The following is a 19,123-nucleotide window of genomic DNA, read 5'->3' as shown; positions in this document are numbered from 1 at the left end:
CTACTTCTGGTTGGTGATGTTCAGATGGACGGCGCCGCCCTGCCCGCCCCTGGAGAGCCACCGCCCGCCGGTTCCCCCGGCCCCGGCGGTGATGTCCCCGAAGGACAGGTTCATCACGGGGGCTCCCGGGGCGACGGCGGCGCGGCGGCCGGTGCGGACCTTGATGCCTACACCGAGGAGAACCACGGCGACCACGACCGCGAACACGAGGAGCGCTTCGAGGAAGTTGATGGCGGCCTCCAGGGCGGGAGCGGCGATCCGCAGGGCGAGCGCCCCGGACAGGGCGACCCCCGACAGGGCGGCGGCCGCGACGGCCAGGCCCTTGGCCCAGGCGGGCATCGGGACGGCCTGGGCGGGCATCGGGGCCGCCTCCAGGCGCGGGGCGACCTCGCGGGCCCACGCGGTGCGTCCGTCGGGCAGCACGACGGGGACGGAGGCGGGGACGGGCACCGGGTACAGCTCCAGCTCGGCGGCCGGGGCGACCGGGGTCGGCTGCCAGATACGGGCCGGGGTGGTGACCTGGTCGAGGTGGTGGCTCATGTCGGTGTCCGCCTTCGGGGGTAGGGAAAACGCGCGTGCCCGCCCTGCCGGGGGGCGGGGCGGGCACGCGCACGGAGGTCAGGGAAGTTGGTAGGAGCCGCGTATGGGGGAGACGAGGCTCCCTTCGCCGGTCAGCTCGGAGAGCACCGCGCCGATTCGGGAGCCGGAGATGTCACGGTCTCCGTCGGCCTTGAGGGCGGCGACGATCTCGGCCTTCTTCAGCGGCCCGTTGGCGAGGGCGTCCTTGATGCGGGCCGCCGTGCTGCGGGGGCCGCCGCCGCCCTTGCCGCCGGTGGCGGCGGCCTGGATGGGGGCGTCCGGGTCGGCGATGTGCTGGGAAGCACCACCGTCGGCGGGGTGCTCTTGAACGCCTGGGCCGGCGAGGTGTTCTTCAGCACCTGCCGCGGGCGGCTGCTCGGCGGCGGGTGCCACCTCCGGGGCCGGGGCCGGGGCCGGGGCCGGGGCCGGGGCCGGGGCCGGGGCCGGGGCCGGGGCCGGGGCCGTCAGGATGATGGGGCCGCCGCGATTGGCGTACGCGCCACCGGCGAACTGGTGGGACGCCGCCTCGAGGCGGCGCGGGTCCCCGCTGCCGTACAGGTCGAGGATCGCGGGGTCCAGGCCGTCGACGGGGGTCAGGGAGCCGACCCGGGAGAACCGCATCAGGGTCGCGGGCCGGTGGGAACCCAGCAGGTAGGCCATACCGGCCGTGGAGGATCCCGGCTTGCGGACGCCGTGCGCGGCGTCGAACCGGGAGCGCAGGGTGGGCGGTCCGTCGAGGCGGGGGATCGGCACGAGGGACACACCGTCGGGCAGCAGGCCGTCGGAGACGAGCGAGGCCATCATCCCGCTCGACCAGCGCAGCAGGACGGTATCGCCCTCCTTCAACATGCCGCGCAGCGTGTCCGAGCCGCCGAGTTCTTCGACGTGCCCGGCCTGCGCCGACAGGGACACCCCGACGCCCACCGAGCGGCCCGTCCTGCCCAGCTCTTTGATCAGGTAGGCGGCTTCCTGCCGGTAGGGGGCACCGTCCTCCAAGAGCCTGTTGGCCTCGTCGATCCGGACCGTGATCAGCGGGTCCGGCATCCCCGCGAAGAACGAGCTGCGGCCCATGGCGGCGTAGCGGCGCATCCGCTCCAGGGCGACCGCGACGGCCGCCCTCAGCATCCGGATCGCGTCCTCGGGGGTGGTGACGTGCCAGTCGACGTTCCCCCGCGCTTCGGGGACGGACTGGCCCATCTTGAGGTCCGCCAGCCAGGTCACGATCGCCGAGCGCTTCTCGGCGGCCAGGATCAGCTGCAAGGCCCGCGACTTGCCCGCGCCGGTTGTCCCGAAGATCGCGGCCCGCTGCGCCCCGGACCCCGGCTCGTACAGGCGCATCCGGGCGGGTTCGCCGTCGTGGTACCGGCCCACTGTGACGTACCCATCGGCGTCCATGACGAGGTCGGTGAGCGGGTTGGGCTGGGGCAGGTTCGCCAGCGGCGGCCGCTTGTAGATGGTCACCAGGGCGCGGCCCAGGCCGTCGGTCTCGACCGCGATGCATGCCGGGTCGGCGACCTGGAGCGCGGAGCACAGTAGCCGGTGGTCGTAGGTGATGACCCGCCCGGCGGGGACGGCGACTTCGATCTCGATGACGTCGAAGTCGACGGCGGCCGGGGCGGCCTGGGGCGCCATCACGGGGCGGTCACCTCTTCCCAGTGGCCGGTGGCGGTGCTGCCCCGGCGGATACGGACGATCTGCGCGTTCGGCATCGCGGTGGGGGCGACCTGGTGGGCCCACACGGACGGGAAGTCGGTGGCGGCGGCCGCCTTGCCGACGGTGACCTGCTTGCGGCCGGTGCCGTACCCCGCGACGGGGCCGATGTGGATGAGGTCGGGCGGGCAGTTGATGAGCGCGGACAACCGCTCGATGCTCAGCGCGGGGACGGGCTGACCGGAGGGGGCGACGACCTGCGCCGACCAGTCGCGCGGACCGGCCACGCGCAGCTGCTCCAGCCATGTGTGCGGGGCGATGCCGCCCTCGACGGCGGCCGCCGCCTGCCACCAGGAGGCCAGGCGGGCATCGAGTGGGCCGGTGGTCTGGATCTGCGGAACCGAGGTGGCGGGCAGCACCTCGCCGGCGCCCGTGCTGGGGGTCACCTTGGCGGCCTGGTCGCGGGCGAACTGCGCGGGCCGCACCCACCAGGTGATGCCCGCCCACACGGCGACGGCCCCGTACTCCAGCAGGTGGACGTCGGGCACCAGCTGGAAGGCGATCGTCTCGGCGGTCAGGGCGGCGGTCGGGGCCAGGTACATGCCCTTGAGCCAGGGCGGCACCCCCGGCCCGTGGCGGGCCACGGACATCCAGTACCCGGCGGCGGTGGACAGGACGGCGGGCACCAGGCCCAGGGTCGCGGCCGGGGTCACGACGGAGGCCGTCAGCACGGCAGCGCCGGTGAGCGTCCCGGCCCGCCCGGCCGTGTTGCGGGTGTTGGCGATGGCGGTCTTGATGCGGTCGATGGACGGCAGCGCGATCGGCACGAACGGCTCCTTCAAGAAAAGGGGGGGAGAGGGAGGTGATGGGGAGCACCGGGGCCGGCCAGGTGCTCCCCATCACCAGCCGCGGGCTACGGCTTGCGGTAAAAGACCCGGTTGGCCATGCGGATGCCGCCGGGCATGTTCGCGGCGTGCTCGGCGATGGGCCCGTAGTCCGCCCGGTGACCAGCCTCGGCCTGTGCGAACAGGACGGCCATCTCCTCGGCGTTGTTGGCCATGCGGCGGGCGGAGGCGAGGGCGCCGCGCATCACCTGGGCGGCTTGGCGGTGTTCGGCGAGCGTGTTGGGGTCGACGTCCAGGTGCGCGGCCAGGCCGACCTGAAAGTCGACGGACTTCGCGCAGTCGCCGACGTAGTCGTAGGTCGAGCGGACCCGGGCCCCCACGCCGCGCAGCGCCATCCCGGCCTTTGCGAGCTGCGCCATCAGCCGCAGGTAGGTGAACAGCTCCAGCATCGCGGCGACGGACAGGCCCATCTTCTCGGCGGCTTCCTCGACGGACTGCTCCGGGCCGTCATCCACCGGCTCCAGCTCCTGCCCCATGGGCTTGAGCTCCGGTCCGTCGACGGCGGCCGGGGCAGTCTCGCCCGGCTCGGCCACGGCCGGGGCCGTCTCCGGCGCGGCGTCGGGTTCGGGGTACGGGTCCGCTTCGGGGGGAGCGGGCGGCTCGTACTCGGGCATCGACGGCAGAGGCGACACGTCGGCCGCCGGGGCCGGGGCGGGGGCGGCCGGAGCGGGCGGGGGTTCCAGGGCGGGGACCGGAGGAGGCGTGGGCAGTTCGGACATCAGGGCTCTCGTCTCTACTCGTCGTGGTACTGGGCTTCGGCCGGTGCGGCGTGGCCGTGGTCGGCGGTGAGGTCGGCGAGCTGCTTGTGCCGGTACTCGGCCTGCTTCCCGGCCGTGGCGATGGCCTCGGAGGCCTGCGGCAGCGTCTTGGACACCGCCAGGGCGTCCTTCTCGATCTGCTCGGCCATCTCGGAGAGGCGGACCGCGTGCCGCATCAGCGAGCCGGGGATCTTCAACGCCTGGATCTGCACCATCAGCGTGGACAGGTGGCCGTTCAGCTCCCGGGCGGCCTTGGCGTCGAGGCGGGCGATGTCCACACGCAGGAGGACCTCGACGGCGATATCTGCGTCGCCCTCGACCAGGTCGTAGATCGTCAGATCCGAGTCTCCGAAGTCGTAGACGGGATCGGCCATCGCCTCCAGCGGGGCGTCAACGGCGTTGACGCCGGTGAAGCATCCGGTGATGGCCAGGTCCTGGCCGGCGGAGGTGCTCATCGTCACGGGCTCCTGAGTGGGTGCGGGTTCCAACGCGGGCCAGGCGGGGTGTCCGGCAAGCGCTGCGGCGGGCGCAGCGGGTTCGGGCGGGTCGGGGTCGATGCGGGTGAGGACCACGATCGGCGGGGCGGGCGTCCAGGCCGGGGGCGGCTGGGGCGCCCCGTGCCCGGCCCACGGCCCGCCGGGGCCCGGAGGCGGCGGCGGTGGACCGCCGGGGGGAGGAGTCGGGCCAGGCCCCGGCGGCGGGGCAGTCGGTCCCGGCGGAGGCGGCGGGGGCCCCGGCGGAGGAGTCGGCCCGGGCGGCGGAGCGGCCGGGCCTGGAGGCGGAGCGGGGGGAGTCGGGCCTGGAGGCGGGGGAGGCGGCCCGGACCCGCCCGACGGTCCTGCAGAACCCGTTCCAGAGCCGCGTACGCGGGCCCAGCGCACTTCTGCGCGGGCCGCGAGACGGTCCCACCGTGCCCGCGTCCACGAGGCCGCCTTCCGGCTGCCCCGGTACGCGCCCCGGCTCGCCTTGTAGGCGCCCCGGGCGGCCTTCGCGGTGTGCTTCGCGGTCTTCTTCGCGCCCCGGCCGGTGGCCTTCACGCCCCGGCCGGTGGCCTTGAACGCCTTCCCGGTCGCCGTCCACGCCTTCCTCGTGCACGACGTCGGCGCGGCCGGGCCCTTGGGCGTCTTGGACTTCTTCGGCTTCTTCGACCCGGGCGCGCGGCCCTTCGTCGGTCCCCCCTTCCCACCCTTGCCCTTGCCCTTGGGGGTGGTGGCCGGGCCCTTGCCGCCCTTGCCCTTCGGTCCGGAGGCCGGGCCCTTGCCGGGCTTGGCCCCCGGCGAGCCGGGGCTACCCCCGGTCTTCCCTTTACCGCCGGGTCCCGGCTTCCCGCCCGGCTTCGGCTTCCCGGACCCGGTCCCGCCGCGCCCGGGGGCTGCGCCGGGCTTCTTCCCGCTGCTGGTGGAGCCGTCGGCGGCCTTGGGCGTACGGGCCTTGGGCCCCTTCGGGCCGCGCGGCGCCTTCCGCCTGGTCGAACCGCCCTCGCCGCCCGCGCTGCCCGGCGCCGAGGAGTTGGGGCCCTTCTTCTTCGTAGCGGGCGGCTTGCTGCCCGGCTTGTCGGCGCCCCTGCCGAACGGAGAGGAGGATCGGTGCGCGCCCGGAGCGGTGCCGGAGCGGCCGCTCCCGCCGGAGCCGCTGCCGCGCCCGCTCCCGGACTTGGAGCCGAAGGCGTGCGAGGAGGGAACCTTCGCGCCAGGCGAGGTGGGCTGGATCGCCTTGCCGGCCGCGGTGCTCCCCGTCACCTTCCCGGCCCCGGTCTTCTCGGCGAGCGCCTGGTGGTGTTCGGCGCGGGCCCTCATCCACGAGACCAGCGCGACGGTGCCGCGCAGGCACGCCACGGTGATCGCGGAGGCGACGAGGACACCGAGGGTGGCACCCTCGCGGGCGGTCATCGGCTGCGCGGGAAGGCCTTCCGAGGCGAGCGCGGCGGCCGGTCCTCCGTCACCGTCCGTCGCGGGGGCGATGGGCGGTAAGCCGAGGGCGGGTGGCGGTGCGAGGGCCTGGGCGAGGAGCGTGGGAAAGCCCCCGCCGGGTTCCGGTACCGGCGAGGGCTCGGGGGGTGTGGGGTCGGGGGCCGGGTCGCCGATCCGTGGCCGCAGGCCCACCAGCGGGAAGGTGATGAGCTGCCCGCCGGGGTCTGCGGACTGGTCGTCGGTCACGAATCCTGCCTTTCAAGGGGGTTGACACTCTGTGAGCAGGGTGGGAGCCTCACGCGCGCACGTCGCGCGCGCGCCTCGGGCCCCGGTGCGACCGGGGCCCGGCAGCAACAACAACAAGAAGTCGCTTACGTGCTGTGACGCTGGCACCAGGTGTGGAGGAGTTCGGCGAGCTCGCGCCAGACCGCGCTGTTGTCGCCCACGGCCCTCCTCGTCGCGACGGCCTTGGCGTACTCGACCATCACGGCGGCGAGGTCCTTCTCCGTCTCGGCGGCCTGCTGCCGCTTGTTCCAGAAGGCCGCCGTGTTGCTGCGTGCGCGGGCCTCGCGCTGGGCGGCGTTCACTCCGCCCTCTGGAACAGATCACCGAGCGCCATCACCGGCTGTGACGGCGCAGCAGGCGCCTGGCCGGGCTGCTGCTGGGCGGGGACCACGGCCGACGCGGCGTCCGCAACCTGGTTGATGACCCCCGAAGGAGAGGCCGTCAGCTGCTTGCGGGCCTTGTGGAGTTCCTTCTTCGCGGCCTTCTCGGCGCGGGCCTGGGGCAGCTCGATGCGGGTCTTGCGGAACGCCGTCTGCAAGGCGATGGCGCTGTCCATGACCGCCTGGGCGGACTTGGCCATGTCGCGCAGGTGCCGGGCGACCATCCAGGCATGCAGGCGCCTGGTCAAGGCGTTGTCGCCGTCGATCGGCTGCTCCTCCAGGTGGCCCTGGACCTCGTCGGCCAAGGCGCGCATGTCGCGGCCGTACTCGCGGAAGATGTTGCGGATCTGGTCGGAGTAGAGCGCGACCCCCTGCTCGGACAGGAGGTGATCGCTCGTCCAGCGATTGGTGCTCATGGGTGTCCTCCATGGACCGGGCACAGCTGAGGCCCGTCACCCAGGCCGGCGGTGTGCTGGGGAGCACATCGCCGGCGCAGGTGACGGGCCTCAGGCCCGCGGTGGGTTGGGTCAGGTGGTGGCGAGTTCTTTGGTGACGGCGCGGACCTGGTGGCGGACGTACTCGGGTCCGGTGACCGGGTCGAGGCCGAACTGCCGGGCGACTTCGGCGTGGGAGACGGTGCCGCCGGATCGCATGAGCTGCCGGACGCGTTCGCGGATCTTCTCGCGCAGTTCCCGGCTCGGTCCGGCCGGAGTCTTGCCGGACTTGGGCGGGGCGGCTGGTGCCGGGCCGGACGGCGGTTTGCCGGATGCCGGACGGGGGGCTGCCGGATGGTCGGCCTGCCGGATTGCCGGATCGGCTGCCGGATGAGTTGCCGGACGTTCTGCCGGATCGGCTGCCGGACGGATTGCCGGATTGCCAGATGCCGGACTGCCGGACGGCTTCGCCTGGTCAGCTGCCGGATTGCCGGATTGCCGGATCGCCGGATCGGCCGCCTTGCTGCCGGGTCCGGCGGCCTCGTTCTCACCGGGCTTGCCGTGTCCGTCGAGGAGGGCGTGGACCCGCCAGACGATCGCCACGAACGTGATCACCACGAGGGCGGTGAGGGCGAGGACGATCTTGTCGCCGTCGGGTCCGTGGACCCCGTACCGCTCGGCGAGGTGATACGCGAGGTTGGAGACGGCCATGATCGACAGGGCCGGGCCGACGTCCCGTTTCCGCTTGAACGCGGTCACCGCGTAGATGTCGATGGAGGCGGGCAGCAGCCACGCCACCCCCCAGTCGAAGCCGACGAGCTGGGCGAGCTGGAACTCGCCGGAGGCGGCGAGGCCGACGCCGGAGGCGAGCGCGGCCCACGGGGTGGCCCGCCACACCTTCTCGCCGACCGCCTCCCGGCGGGCCTGCCGGGCGCCCTGCTCCTCGGCCTCGTCGAGCAGCCGGACTGCGTCCTGCTCCCGCCGGCCCACCTCGGCGAGGCGTACGTTCAGATCGGCCTCGGCCGCAGCGGCGTTGCGCCGGACCTCGGCCGCGTAGGTGTCGGCGCTCTTGCGTGTGTCGGCGGCCTTGTCGCGGGCCGCCTGCAGGAGCCCGCCCGCCCGTTCCTCGGCCGACACCCGCAGGGCGTCGACGGCCTGACGGGCCGCCTGGTGGAGAGCGGCGACGTCGGCCTCGGCGCGCGCCCAGGCTTCGGCGGCCTCGCTCTCGCCCCTCTCCCGCAGGAGGCCCGCGTCGCGGCGGGCCTCGGCGAGGACGGCTTCGGCCGCCTGCTGCGCCTCGGCGCGCACCGCGCGGGCTGCCTCGCGGGCTTGGCCCATGACGGTATCCGTCTCGGCCTGGGCGGCCTGACGGGCCGCTTCGGCGTCGTGGCGCGCCTGGTCCAGGGCCGCCTGCCGGGTGGCGGACAGCTCCTCGGCAAGGTCCACCCGGGCGGTGCGGGCGGCGAGGTCCAACTCGGTCCGCCCGGCGGCGAGCTGCTCGCGCAGTACCTCGGCCTGCCCGCGCAGCTCCTCGACGTGGTCAAGGTTGCGGCGGACGTCGGCGAGGCTGCGGGCGGCCCGGTCGTCGGCGAGGTCGACGTACACCCGGGTGCGGGCGGCGGCCTCCGCGTACAGGTTGCGGCGTTCCTCGGCGGCCGCAGTCTCCAGCCGGGTGTTTTCGGCGTCGGCGCGGAGCCGCTCGACGTCGGCCCGGGCGGCTGCGGTGAGCTGCCCGGCCTCGGCGTCGGCTTCGGCGATCGTGGCTGCGGCCCGGGCGGCGGCTTCGGCCAGGCGCCGTTCGGCGTCGCGGTCGGCCTTCTCGCGGGCGAGGTCGGCGAGGTCGGCGGCGCGGTCGCGAGCGTTGGCGATCTGCTCGGCGAGCCAGTCCGCCTCACCGGTGTGCTCGGGAGCACGCGGGCCGGCGAGGTGCTGCTGAGCACCTGCCGCGGCCGCCGTGTTCTCGACGGCCGGGGCGGGTGCGGGACGGGGGACCGCCCCCGCCACCGTGGTGGTGGCGGGGGCGGTGCGGGCGGCGGCCCGGCGGGGGGCGGCCGCCTGCTTCCGGGCGGGGCGGGTGGCGGTCTTGCGGGCCACGGGGGGTCTCCTCCGGGGTCGGGCGGCCTAGTGGGACGGGGTGGTCGAGGTGGCGGGGGCCACCTCGCCGGCGCCGGTGCTCCCGGTCACCTCGACCAGGTCCTCGTCCACCTCGTTCTCGCGGCGGGCGATGTCGGCGACGTGCCGCCAGATCGGGGCGGGCATCGTGTCCAGGCCGAGGAGTTCGCGGCGGGCGACGAGGTGGCGGGCCAGCTGCTCGCGTCGCTCCTCGTCGGTGAGCCGATCGTCGATCAGGGCGGCCACGATGTCGAAGGCGGCGATGCGGACGTCGGCGGCGCGGCTGGTGGCCGTCTCGCGCTGGGCGACGTTGTCCTGGCACAGGCGCCGGTAGGCGTCCTCGACGCGCTCGGTGTCGGCGACGGCCTTCTCGGCGAGCCGGGCCGCCCCGCCGGCGTCCTTGAGCGCGCCCCGGACGCGGAGTTCGGCGTAGTCGGCGGCCTGGGTGAGGCGGCGCAGTCGGGCGGCGGTGATCAGGCGGATCATCGGGCGGTCTCCTCGGCTGCGGTGCTGGCGGTGTTGATGAGAGTGGCGAGTTCGGCGGCGGTGACCCATCCGGCAGGGACCAGGACGCGGAGGATGACGACGCCCTGGCACATGGAGCCGGTGACGGCGTACTGGGCGCCGCTGCCGTCGGGGGCAGCGGTGATGTTCGCGGAGTCAAGCCCGGCGAGGAGGCTGGGCAGGACGGGCATCGCGGCCGGGCCGACGGTGAGGGTGGCGAGGATGACGCTAGGGCTGACCTCGAAGGCGACGCGGATTCCGAGGCGGGCGAGGGTCTGCACGGACTCGAACAAGGGGAAGGCGTCGGCGAGGGAGTCGCGAACGTCGTCGGTGACGCCGTCCGCGCGCAGGGGCAGGCCGGGGTGGTCCATGATGGTCACGGCGGATCTCCTTGGGTTGTTGGGCTAGGGGTTCGCCGAGACCCCCGGCGGGCGCAATCCGCTCGGGGGTCTCCTCATGTGTGGGGTGGAGCATGCGCGCCGGCGAGGTGCTGTGGAGCACCTGCCGCGGGCGGGTCAGTTGGCGGCGCGGGTCCGCTTGAAGCGGTTCAGGCCCGGCAGGCTCTTGAGGAGTTCCTTGACGCCGACGCGGACGAGCTCGCGGACCTCCTCGGCGTCCTGGGCCGCGAGCTGCTCCGGGGTGCGGACGGTGCGGGCAGCGGCGGCCTTCTCGCGTTCGGCGGCCTCGCGGTCCAGGCGCTCGTTGAGGGCGGCGGAGCAGGTGGTGCGGGCGCAGGAGATCAGCTCGTCGGCGCCGTCGAGGAAGCGGCGGGTGCGGGCGTTCTCGTTCGGGTCGAGGCTGAGGTGGGTCATGGCGTCCTCGAGGTAGCCGGAGGCGGTGGCGAGGTTCGCGGCGGCCTCCTCGGTGAGGTCGCTGTGGGTGGAGACGGCGACGATGGAACGGCGGGCCTGGGCGTGGCGGCTGGCCATCAGGCAGACCCGCTCGTCGGCGTCGGTGGTGGCGATGAGGGCGGCGGCGTCGCGGGACGCGACCTCGGCGGCCTTGAGGTAGAGGGCGGGGGTGGCCATGGGGTCCTCCTGGTCGAGGTGAGGTGGAGTACGGGCGTCGGCGGTGGTTCTGCCGGTCACCTGCGGCCGGGCGGCCACAGCTCCGGCACCCGGCCCGAATCGGGCGTGGATGCTGGGCTGGTAGCTGCCCGGAAGCTGCTCTACGTGGTGCGGGAGCCGCTGGTGCGGCTGGTGTCGGCGGCGTTCGCCGTGGTGCTGCTGGTGATGGGGTTCATGGGGGTGTCTCTCCCTTCTCGTTCGCGTTCCCGGCCGCGTCTTTCACCCTCCGAGGGGATTGCGCCCGCCACCCGGTGAAGGGGTGGCGGTCCGGCCGCCATGCCTGGCGACCACCGGTGGGGCCCTTGCGTCGGCCCCGTCCACTGTCGAGTTGTTGATGCGTGGCGCAGCCTCCAACGGCCGGGCCCGGCTTCCCCGGTGTCCTGCCGGGGCCGTGCTCCGTACGCCGAAGGGGGTGGGACCCGACGGCAAGGAGCGAGTGGTTCGTTCGGTGAATCTGGCCTGGTCAGCGGGCTGTTGCCCGTGGCAGGCGAGGGCTGTGCGAATGCCGTTCGACCAACTCCCATACGGGGTGTGGCGGTTGGCACGCTCTGAGTACAGCGGGGATTGCAATGCAATGTCAAGCGTTGCAACACAAACTCGCCGAATGCGCTGCCATCCCTAGGCGGATGCAATGCAGTCGGGCTAAGGTGCGGTCATGGCCCGATCTACACGTCCCGCGTTCCGGCAAGCTGCCGACCGGATCAGGGACTCCATCAGCAGCACCGAATACGCGCCCGGCAGCCGCCTCCCGGCCGACGTCGAACTCGCCGACGTCCTCGGCTTCAATCGCGCGACCATCGGCCAGGCCATCCGCTTGCTGGAGTCCGAAGGCCTCGTCTACAAGCACAAGAAGGCGACCTACGTCAGCCGCATAACGGCCCGTATCCAGTCCGACCGGACCGGCCGATACGCCCGCGCCCGCCGCGAGTCGGGGCAAAACCGCGGCGCGTTCGACGCCGAAATCCGCGCCCTGGGCATGGAGCCGGAGACGCACGCCACCACCGACCACGTCCCCGCCCCGCCGCGCGTCGCCGAGATCCTGGGCGTCAGCGCGGAGGAAGTGTCGGTGCTGATGCGTGCCCGGAAGATGTACGCCGACCAGGCGCCCGTGCAGATCGCGACGTCGTACCTGCCGCTGGAGATCGTGGAGGGGTCCGCAATCGAGGGCGCCGACACCGGCCTCGGCGGCTCCATCTCCCGGCTCGGCGAGATGGGCTTCAAGCAGACCGAGATCACCGAGACGATGATCGTGCGCGTCCCCGAGCCCGACGAGGCGGAAATCCTCGGCATGACCGAGGACCAGCGCGTCATCGAGCTGACCCACGTCGGGCGGACCGCCGAGGGACGCGCCGTCGAGGTCACCATCCACGTGCAGCCCGCGCACCTGTGGTCTCTGACCTACAAGTGGGCGCTGGACGCCGACGTCAACTAACCCGAGGCCGGTGGGCCCACCGCCGGCCTTTCCCACACCAACCGAGGAGAGCGACCGCATGGCCAGCAACACCATCAGCGAGGACGGGACGATCCTGCGCGACGCCCGGTCCCGTTACCGCAACCGCGCCCAGGACGGGGCGCACGGCGCGTTCGAGGTCGAGACCCGCGCCAGCGGCAAGACCCCTCGCGCCGAGGTCACCATCAGCCGCGTCCAGGCTCCGGACGACGTCGCCGAGCTGGGCGGAGGCGACGTCGTCGTCCGCGCCCGCCGGATGTTCTCCGACGACCGCCTGGTCCAGCTCTGCGACACGTACATCCCGAATTTCGTGGTCGAAGCCGCCCCGGCGGTCGCGGAGCAGGACACCGGCCAGGGCGGGATCATCAACCGCATGGCCGACGCCGGCCTCGCCCAGACCAAGGTCGTCGAAGACGTCACGCTGCGGTCAGCCACGACCGCGCAGGCCGAGGCGTTCGGGGTCGACGAGGGCAAGGACCTGCTGACCATCACTCACACCGGCCTCACCGAGGACGGGCGCGTGGTCGAGGTCAGCGTGCACACCCTCGCCCCGGGCTGGACGCTGCGCTACGACGTGCCGCTCAGCTGACGGCGACCCGTTAGCCCGGCTGCCGCGGCGGCCGGGCCTTCGCACATCCGACCGACTGTGACGGGACGTCATGATCTGCGGTTGAATGTGCCGTTCGGAGTGATGCAGCGCGAACCGCGAACGGCCGCCTAGCTGGCGCCGCAGCACCCCGGACATGGCAACGCCCCCTCGGCGGGAACCGAGAGGGCGCGTTACCACTAGCTACCGCTGGACCGACCCGAACACTTTGGCGGGTGGAAGGTCGACCAGCTCATTTACCCCGAGGCCCGAGGGTCTCGGGGCTCTACGTCGGGGCACGTCCCCGTAGGGAGCAGGACGTCTTGCACACGGTACCGGCCATCGCGGCCGTAGTCACCACGGGCCCGTCGGCCCACCGGGTGGACTCCATCACCCAGACGGCCCCCGGCCGCCGCATCGAGGCCCCCCTGGCGGGTGGCCGGTGAGCGGGAACGTGTATCGCCCGGGAGACCAGGCCATCGGGCTGGATTACATCGAGTTCGACGCGCCCCTGGCCCGGGACGGGAGCTGTAAGCCCGCGACGAAGGCCGGATACATGGCCCTGGCCACGTTCGCCAGCACGGACGACCACACCACGATGGACCCGGCCGAGCTGGCTCAGGTCCCGCTGGACGCCCGCCGGGCGTTGCTCCCGTACGTCGATTCGATCGGCACCCGTATGGGTCGGACCGAGTCCACGGTGAAGCGGGCCTTGGCCGACCTGGAGGCGCGGAAGCTGCTGATCACCGTCCCCCAGGTCGGTGCAAACGGCGCGGCCGACGCGAACGTGTACCACCTGACGGACCGGGAGCGGTGGGCCGAGCGGACCCTGGAGCGGGCCCAGCAGCGCAACGCGGCGTTGGCCGCCGGCCAGCCGTGGCCGCCGCGCCGGGGCGACGGTCCTCCGGTGCCCCGGGTGCAGCGTGACCCCGGCTTCGACTTCATCAAGCTGGACGCGCCCACGGTCGGGAACGGCGACTTCGTCCCGAACTTCAAGGCCGTGTACGCGGCCGTCGCGTCTTTTGTCCACGGGACGAAGCGTGGCACGAACGACCGGCCGCCGTCGTACGCCGAGATCCAGAAGTGCACCGGCCTGGGCCGCTCCACCGTGGCGAGCAACATTGGGGACATGGTCGACATCGGCCTGCTGGTCCTCACCGAGCGGTACGACGACCCGGCCAACGGCGGCGGACGCCTCCCGTCGGGCTATCTGCTGCTGGACGGGAAGTGGTGGGCGACCCGCGCTCTAGAACGGTCCCGCCAGGCCGAGGAAGAGAACCCTCAGGTCACAGGCTCACAGGGGTGGGTTCATGAGCTGGACGGGGGGGTGGGTTCACCAGCTGGACGGGGGTGGGGCCATGAGCTGGACGGGGGTGGGTTCAGGAACTGGACGGGGGTGGGTTCACCAGCTGGACGCCATTACAAGAAGGACTCCAGAAGTGAGCAAGACCAAGGGGGTGACGGCCGTAGGCCTAGTGCGGGTGGTCTGTCGCGTGCGGGTGCGCACGACGCTACGGGTGATGACAGCCGGACCGAGCAGGGCGGCTCCGCCGCCGTCACGAAGAAGTCCGGCGCGAAGAAGTTCCCGCGCCCGAAGGCCGTGACGACGAAGCCCGGCAAGCCGGTAGCCGGCGAGGCTGACGTGTACGCCGCCTTGGACGCCTTGAAGGCCACCAGCGGCGCCGCTGCCCGGATCCCCGTCCTGCGCCGCGCCGTACGGGCTCTCCTCGGCCATGACCCCGACGCCCGGGGCCACGCTTTCACGCTGTACCCGCGCACCGTGGAGCACGCTGTGGCTCGGCTGAGTTACGGCTGGTACCACGGCCAGGGACCGGCCCGGTCCCACCCGGACTACCGGGGGTGTGACCAGTGCACACCCTCGGGCTGCAAGGCTTCCCGCGAGGACTGCGACCGGATCGTGAGGCCCGTGGGCTACCTGCGCGAGCTCCTGGTTGCCCAGGACTGTGAGCGCCCTGACTGTGAGCGCGGCTTGATCCTCGGCACTGACGGCGATGAGTGCCGAAGCTGCGAGCGTCGGAAGGTCGGTCGAATCGCCGAGGCCACCACCGCCCGCTTGGCCGCCGAGCGGGAGACTGCCCAGGCGGCCGAGCGGGAACAGCGGGTTGCCGCCCTGGCCTCGCGCCGGGACGCAGACCACGACGCGGCCCTAACCGAGGACGCCCACCGGGCTCAGGCCGCTGCCGAGGCCGCGGAGACAGCCCGCCTCCGTGAGCTGGTGGGGGCTGAGCTGGCCGCCGCCGGGCAGGCCCCGGCCGTCCCTGCTGATGTCCCCGGCCCGCGCACCGGCACCGACTTTCCTCAGGCCGCCGGACGTGGCCGCCGCGCCGCGAAGGAACAGACCGTGCGCGCCGAGCTAGTAGCCAAGGGTCTGGTGGGCACTGCCCTGGACACCGAGGTCCGCCGCCGCATGGCTGACTGGAAGACCGATCGGAACCGGGAAGCCCAGGCCGCCGACATGGCCGCCCGCGCCGCGCGCGCTCCCGGCGCCTGGCCGGCCGTCGAGAACAACCAGGCCACCGACGCCCCGTTCTAGATCCACGCCGCCGTCAGTACCAGCTGGCACTGACGGCGGGCCGGCCGCGGGGCATCAGCACATCTTGGTGCATCCCCTAACAGGCCCTCGCGCCTCCCTCTCAGTGGGTCCAGTCCTTCCGGTACTGGACCCACTGCCACTTCGGCAGGCAAGCCCCAGGCGCTGAATGCGGAGCTCGAACCTGCGCCACGGTGGAGCCGCGGGTGGCGAACAGGCGCAGCGAGGCGCCGCCGGAAAAGGAAGGCGCGAGGGCCTGTTAGGGGTTAGAAGGGAGAAGCGCGGGGCCCCGTCACCCGTTCGGGTGGCGGCCGGTGGGACGCTGACCGCATGCGTGTGGCTGGGGTATGACGGGGCCCCGCGCCGTGGGGGCTGGCCTGAGCGGTTATCTGCAGGTCAGGAAAGCGGACGCGCTTCGCGCGGCGACTGGAAAGGGTAGGCCTCGAATCCCTGCGACGCCGCCTAACGGCCTCTCAGGGGCTGGGGGTAGAACGGGGGCCCCTTTCGCGGGATCGGCGCCCTAAGGGCCGCATGGGGGGCCTACTGGCCCTCTTCTCCGGCATAGGTACCTCCTGAGGCCGGTGGAGGTCCTGAGGCGGGTGGGGGTCCGAGTAGGAGCGGCCCAGGAAACCGGTTTTGAGGAGACTCCGCAGGCGCGAGTCGAGCCGGCCGCAGTCCCGGCATGGTGCGTAGATTCTCAACGTGTGAAGGAACCGCCCGCTACCAGCACGGATGAGACGTTCGATGACCTGGAAGAACGAGATCTCTTGGGGCGACGTTGCGGCGGTGGCCGCCGTACTGCTGGCGATGTGGCAACTGGTCTCGTCCAGCCGGGCGCTGATCCGGGAGCGGCGGGCGGACTTCTACCTGGAGCAGCTGGCCCAGATCGCCGTGCACTCGCTGGAGAGCGGCGGCACCAATGCCAGTCCGGACCTGTCAGCGCGGATCCGTTTCCTGCCCGAGTCCGAGTTCCCGATGCCGCTGCTGCGGGCGTGGGCGCTGGCGCGGTTCGCACCTGACGGCGTGGAGCCGTTGTGGCGGAGGTACCGAGCTGCCGCCGCGCCGTACGGGACGGACGATAGCGGCCTTACTCGCTGGTTGCGGGAGCAGGGCCGGGCTGAGGTGGACGCCGCGGTTGCCCACGTGCTGGAGATGCGGGTCGGTCGGCTGCGTCGCGCGTGGCGGTGCTGGCGCAGCTCGTCGCGACGCTAGGCAGCGCTCTGATCACCGGTAGGCGCACATGGCGTCGGTAGGACCAACGGAACAGTGGTTAACGGTAGCGATGGTTCCGTTTACTGGTCTCGCAGATACGACCATCTGTGAGAGTTCTGCGAGAGCCCCGGGCGCCGATCCGTTTCCGCAGGTCGCCACTCGCAAAAGTCCCCTCAAAACCTGCACGTTGTGCGACGGGGTTCTGAGAGGTTGCCTCCATGGATCTCACGCCCGATCAAGCTGCACTTGCGGTGGAACGTCATGACTGCCCGAACTGTGACGCGCCCGCCGGCAGCGCCTGCCGCACCCGCGGCGGGAAGACCGCCGCGAAGTACCACACCCCCCGCTTCGTCCTGGTCCCCGCGCTCCGCGAGGAACTGGAGATCCCCGTCCCCGCCGACCGGCACCCGGGCCGCGCATGGAAGCAGGGCCCGGCGCTCGCCATAGTGCCCGCGCCCCGCACCGAGCGGCCGGTCCGGATCGGGTACGCGAGGACGTCGACCGCCCGGCAGGAGCTGGCGAGCCAGCTCGAAGCCCTCCACCGGGCCCAGTGCCACAAGGTCTTCAGGGAGCAGATCAGCACCCGGGTGAAGTTCCGGCCCGAGTTGGAGAAGGCGCTCGCCCTGGCCCACCAGTTCAAAGAGGCCGCGCCCGAGACACCGGTCATCCTCACGGTGCACGAGCTCAAGCGCCTCGCCAGGAACGCGGCCGAACTGATGACGCTGTCCGCCGAGCTCCAGGCCGGCGGCATCCAGCTCGAACTCCTCACCGGCCCCCTCACCGGGATCTACGACCCCAACGGCATGGGCGCCATGTTCTTCGCCGTCCTGGCCGTCGCAGGGCAGATCGAGCGCAACTACATCCGGGAGAAGACCCTGGAGGGCCAGGTCATCGCCGCGTCCAAGGGCAACCACGGCGGCCGCCCGAAGGTCATCGACGACGACATGCTCACCTTCGCCCTCGCCCTCAAGGACAAGGGCGTCCCCGTCCCCGAGATCGCGAACAAGCTCACCATCAAGGTCGGCAAGAACGCGGGCAAGTCTCCCTCGGTCGCCTCGCTGTACCGGGCGCTCGCCGAAGCCGAGGCCGCCACGGTGGACGACAGCCTGCCGCTGCGGCCCAAGCCCGTCCGCATCCGCCGGCCCGAGGACCCGCTCACCCCCGAAGAGATCGACCTCCGCGAACGCCTCCAGTCCCAGCCCCACCCGAACACGGAGATCCGCAGCTAGACCGCTTGATCATTCTCAGCGCCAACGGCTGTACCGATGTTCCCCAAGGCCGGACTGGAGCCGAGCGCGGAGGTCGATCTCCTTGGCGGTGAGCGGGTCCTCGGGCCGGCGGATGCGTGCGGGCTTGGGCCGGAGCGGCAGGCCGTCGTCCACTGCGGCGGCCTCGGCCTCCGCGAGAGCCCGGTAGAGCGAGGCGACCGAGGGGTGCTTGCCCGCGTTTTTCCCGACCTTGATGGTGAGCTTCTTGGCGATCTCGGGGACGGGGATGCCCTTGTCCTTCAGTGCGACGGCGAAGGTGAGCATGTCGTCGTCGATGACCTTCGGGCGTCCGCCGTGGTTGCCCTTGGACGCGGCGATGACCTGGCCTTCGAGAGTCTTCTCCCGGATGTAGTTGCGCTCGATCTGCCCGGCGACGGCGAGCACGGCGAAGAACATCGCGCCCATGCCGCCCGGGTCGTAGATCCCGGTGAGCGGCCCGGTGAGGAGTTCGCACCGATCGGACCGTGATCGTTCTCAGCGCCAACGGCTGTAACGATGTACGGCCGCAGTCGGAGCCAGAACTCACCTTCCAGTGGATTCACTTGTCGTCTACAGAGCCAAGCAAGGGAACCGCGTCAACGCCCTGCGTGCAGTCACACCGGACCATGATCAATCTCGGCGGCACTTTCTGTACCGCAACTACTCACACCCGGTCTTCCCGCCCCGGGTGCGGCAGCTGCTGCCGGCGGGGGCGTCACAGTTCGGGCAGTCGTGACGTTCTACCGCAAGTGCGGCCTGATCGGGCGTGAGATCCATGCGGGAAGTCTCTCAGAAGTGCCTCGCACAACACGCGGGTTTTGAGGGGACTTTTGCGAGTGGCGACCTGCGGAAACGTGATCACCCGGGGGTCGTTCTCAGAACTCTCACAGATGGTCAATTGTGAGAACCAGGTGGGAGCGGATTCTCCCCGAGCCAGCGGCGCACTGTCTCCGCGTCCTCCGGGCGGCCGAGCTCCTCGAGCACCAATGCTTGCAGCGCCAGCACGGCATGAAGTCCCGGAAGCAGGGTGGGCGTCGTGGCGATACGACGGTGGTAGAGCTCCGCAGCCTCCGCCGTCACCCGTAGAGCCCCGGAAAGGTCACCCTCCATCGCGGTAAGCATTGCCAAGACAGTCAGCGAGCGGGCGAGGTCGGGTTCGTAGGCGCCGGAGTCGCCGGCCGCCAGCCTGCGGTAGATCTCCAACGCCTGCTCGGTGGCGGTCAGGGCCTCCGCGTGGCGCCCCGCCTCCGACAGGTGGTTGCCGAGGTTGGACAGGGAGCGGGCGAGGTCGGGTTCGTAGGCGCCGGAGGTGCCGGCCGCCAGCCTGCGGTAGACCTCCAACGCCTGCTCGGCGGCGGTCAGGGCCTCCGCGCGGCGCCCCGCCTCCGACAACCGTTTGCCGAGGTTGGACAGGGAGCGGGCGAGGTCGGGTTCGTAGGCGCCGGAGGTGCCGGCCGCCAGCCTGCGGTAGACCTCCAACGCCTGCTCGGCGG

General features: G+C 72.4%; 19 protein-coding genes. 6 read left to right on the top strand and 13 right to left on the bottom strand.

Translation table 11 applies throughout. From position 1 onward, the window contains the following. The 11 genes from ACIQV3_RS35870 to ACIQV3_RS35820 all read right to left on the bottom strand — a co-directional run bounded on the left by ACIQV3_RS35870 (position 1) and on the right by ACIQV3_RS35820 (position 10,545). Positions 1-540 carry a hypothetical protein gene (locus ACIQV3_RS35870; RefSeq protein ID WP_403720153.1) on the bottom strand — a complete coding sequence of 180 codons (540 nt, stop codon included), beginning with the start codon at positions 538-540 and terminating at the stop codon, positions 1-3. 78 nt (positions 541-618) lie between these two features. Beyond that, positions 619-2,211: a transfer protein gene (locus ACIQV3_RS35865; RefSeq protein WP_403720273.1), complete on the bottom strand. Its 1,593-nt coding sequence runs from the start codon at positions 2,209-2,211 to the stop codon at positions 619-621. Then, entirely contained in the window at positions 2,211-3,056 is an 846-nt protein-coding gene (locus ACIQV3_RS35860; protein WP_403720150.1) for a hypothetical protein, read from the bottom strand. Before ACIQV3_RS35860 ends, ACIQV3_RS35865 begins: the two co-directional genes overlap by 1 nt. An 86-nt stretch (positions 3,057-3,142) precedes the next feature. Then, a complete protein-coding gene (locus tag ACIQV3_RS35855) occupies positions 3,143-3,853 on the bottom strand; it encodes a hypothetical protein (protein WP_403720148.1) in 711 nt (236 codons plus the stop codon). A 14-nt stretch (positions 3,854-3,867) separates the two neighbouring features. Next, positions 3,868-6,048, bottom strand: a complete 2,181-nt coding sequence (locus ACIQV3_RS35850; RefSeq protein ID WP_403720145.1) for a hypothetical protein — start codon at positions 6,046-6,048, stop codon at positions 3,868-3,870. Positions 6,049-6,173: 125 nt separating this feature from the next. Beyond that, a complete protein-coding gene (locus ACIQV3_RS35845; protein WP_403720141.1) occupies positions 6,174-6,389 on the bottom strand; it encodes a hypothetical protein in 216 nt (71 codons plus the stop codon). Continuing rightward, positions 6,386-6,883 (bottom strand): hypothetical protein, encoded by a 498-nt coding sequence (locus ACIQV3_RS35840; RefSeq protein WP_403720138.1) that lies wholly within the window; start codon positions 6,881-6,883, stop codon positions 6,386-6,388. The genes ACIQV3_RS35845 and ACIQV3_RS35840 overlap by 4 nt, the downstream gene beginning before the upstream one ends. 111 nt (positions 6,884-6,994) lie before the next feature. Then, entirely contained in the window at positions 6,995-8,995 is a 2,001-nt protein-coding gene (locus ACIQV3_RS35835) for a hypothetical protein (RefSeq protein WP_403720137.1), read from the bottom strand. A gap of 27 nt (positions 8,996-9,022) precedes the next feature. After that, positions 9,023-9,499 carry a hypothetical protein gene (locus ACIQV3_RS35830; protein ID WP_403720131.1) on the bottom strand — a complete coding sequence of 159 codons (477 nt, stop codon included), beginning with the start codon at positions 9,497-9,499 and terminating at the stop codon, positions 9,023-9,025. Further along, positions 9,496-9,897: a hypothetical protein gene (locus ACIQV3_RS35825; RefSeq protein WP_403720128.1), complete on the bottom strand. Its 402-nt coding sequence runs from the start codon at positions 9,895-9,897 to the stop codon at positions 9,496-9,498. The genes ACIQV3_RS35830 and ACIQV3_RS35825 overlap by 4 nt, the downstream gene beginning before the upstream one ends. Positions 9,898-10,032: 135 nt before the next feature. After that, the gene (locus ACIQV3_RS35820) at positions 10,033-10,545 is read right to left on the bottom strand and encodes a hypothetical protein (protein ID WP_403720125.1); all 513 of its coding nucleotides are present in this window, start codon (positions 10,543-10,545) and stop codon (positions 10,033-10,035) included. Between the two features lie 694 nt (positions 10,546-11,239). Here ACIQV3_RS35820 and ACIQV3_RS35815 point away from each other — a divergent pair. The 6 genes from ACIQV3_RS35815 (at position 11,240) to ACIQV3_RS35790 (ending at position 17,612) form a co-directional block, all read left to right on the top strand. Beyond that, positions 11,240-12,016: a GntR family transcriptional regulator gene (locus ACIQV3_RS35815; RefSeq protein ID WP_403720122.1), complete on the top strand. Its 777-nt coding sequence runs from the start codon at positions 11,240-11,242 to the stop codon at positions 12,014-12,016. A gap of 58 nt (positions 12,017-12,074) precedes the next feature. After that, entirely contained in the window at positions 12,075-12,623 is a 549-nt protein-coding gene (locus tag ACIQV3_RS35810) for a UTRA domain-containing protein (protein ID WP_403720119.1), read from the top strand. Positions 12,624-12,943: 320 nt separating this feature from the next. Then, positions 12,944-13,066 (top strand): hypothetical protein, encoded by a 123-nt coding sequence (locus ACIQV3_RS35805; RefSeq protein ID WP_403720115.1) that lies wholly within the window; start codon positions 12,944-12,946, stop codon positions 13,064-13,066. Further along, entirely contained in the window at positions 13,063-15,174 is a 2,112-nt protein-coding gene (locus tag ACIQV3_RS35800; protein ID WP_403720112.1) for a hypothetical protein, read from the top strand. Before ACIQV3_RS35805 ends, ACIQV3_RS35800 begins: the two co-directional genes overlap by 4 nt. Before the next feature lie 741 nt (positions 15,175-15,915). Further along, on the top strand, positions 15,916-16,383 hold the full coding sequence (locus ACIQV3_RS35795) for a hypothetical protein (protein WP_403720110.1): 468 nt from the start codon (positions 15,916-15,918) through the stop codon (positions 16,381-16,383). A 251-nt stretch (positions 16,384-16,634) separates the two neighbouring features. After that, positions 16,635-17,612 carry a recombinase family protein gene (locus tag ACIQV3_RS35790; RefSeq protein WP_403720108.1) on the top strand — a complete coding sequence of 326 codons (978 nt, stop codon included), beginning with the start codon at positions 16,635-16,637 and terminating at the stop codon, positions 17,610-17,612. 15 nt (positions 17,613-17,627) lie between these two features. Here the strand turns inward: ACIQV3_RS35790 and ACIQV3_RS35785 are convergent, their stop codons facing one another. Both ACIQV3_RS35785 and ACIQV3_RS35780 read right to left on the bottom strand, forming a co-directional pair. Next, complete coding sequence (locus ACIQV3_RS35785; protein WP_403720105.1) at positions 17,628-18,056, bottom strand: hypothetical protein; 429 nt, start codon at positions 18,054-18,056, stop codon at positions 17,628-17,630. Between the two features lie 468 nt (positions 18,057-18,524). Next, a partial coding sequence (locus tag ACIQV3_RS35780) for a tetratricopeptide repeat protein (protein WP_403720103.1) occupies positions 18,525-19,123 on the bottom strand: 599 nt, incomplete at its 5' end.

This window comes from Streptomyces sp. NPDC099050, assembly GCF_044759865.1.
Taxonomy (GTDB): Bacteria; Actinomycetota; Actinomycetes; order Streptomycetales; family Streptomycetaceae; genus Streptomyces.
Note: the sequence above shows the minus strand (reverse complement) of the source record. Positions and strands in the feature narration are given on the sequence as shown.

Bases quoted from the DNA above. Each gene is read 5' to 3' on its own strand.
- ACIQV3_RS35870 (WP_403720153.1), bottom strand. From the start codon at position 540: ATGAGCCACCACCTCGACCAGGTCACCACCCCGGCCCGTATCTGGCAG.
- ACIQV3_RS35865 (WP_403720273.1), bottom strand. From the start codon at position 2,211: ATGGCGCCCCAGGCCGCCCCGGCCGCCGTCGACTTCGACGTCATCGAG.
- ACIQV3_RS35855 (WP_403720148.1), bottom strand. From the start codon at position 3,853: ATGTCCGAACTGCCCACGCCTCCTCCGGTCCCCGCCCTGGAACCCCCG.
- ACIQV3_RS35840 (WP_403720138.1), bottom strand. From the start codon at position 6,883: ATGAGCACCAATCGCTGGACGAGCGATCACCTCCTGTCCGAGCAGGGG.
- ACIQV3_RS35830 (WP_403720131.1), bottom strand. From the start codon at position 9,499: ATGATCCGCCTGATCACCGCCGCCCGACTGCGCCGCCTCACCCAGGCC.
- ACIQV3_RS35820 (WP_403720125.1), bottom strand. From the start codon at position 10,545: ATGGCCACCCCCGCCCTCTACCTCAAGGCCGCCGAGGTCGCGTCCCGC.
- ACIQV3_RS35815 (WP_403720122.1), top strand. From the start codon at position 11,240: ATGGCCCGATCTACACGTCCCGCGTTCCGGCAAGCTGCCGACCGGATC.
- ACIQV3_RS35810 (WP_403720119.1), top strand. From the start codon at position 12,075: ATGGCCAGCAACACCATCAGCGAGGACGGGACGATCCTGCGCGACGCC.
- ACIQV3_RS35795 (WP_403720110.1), top strand. From the start codon at position 15,916: ATGACCTGGAAGAACGAGATCTCTTGGGGCGACGTTGCGGCGGTGGCC.
- ACIQV3_RS35785 (WP_403720105.1), bottom strand. From the start codon at position 18,056: ATGGGCGCGATGTTCTTCGCCGTGCTCGCCGTCGCCGGGCAGATCGAG.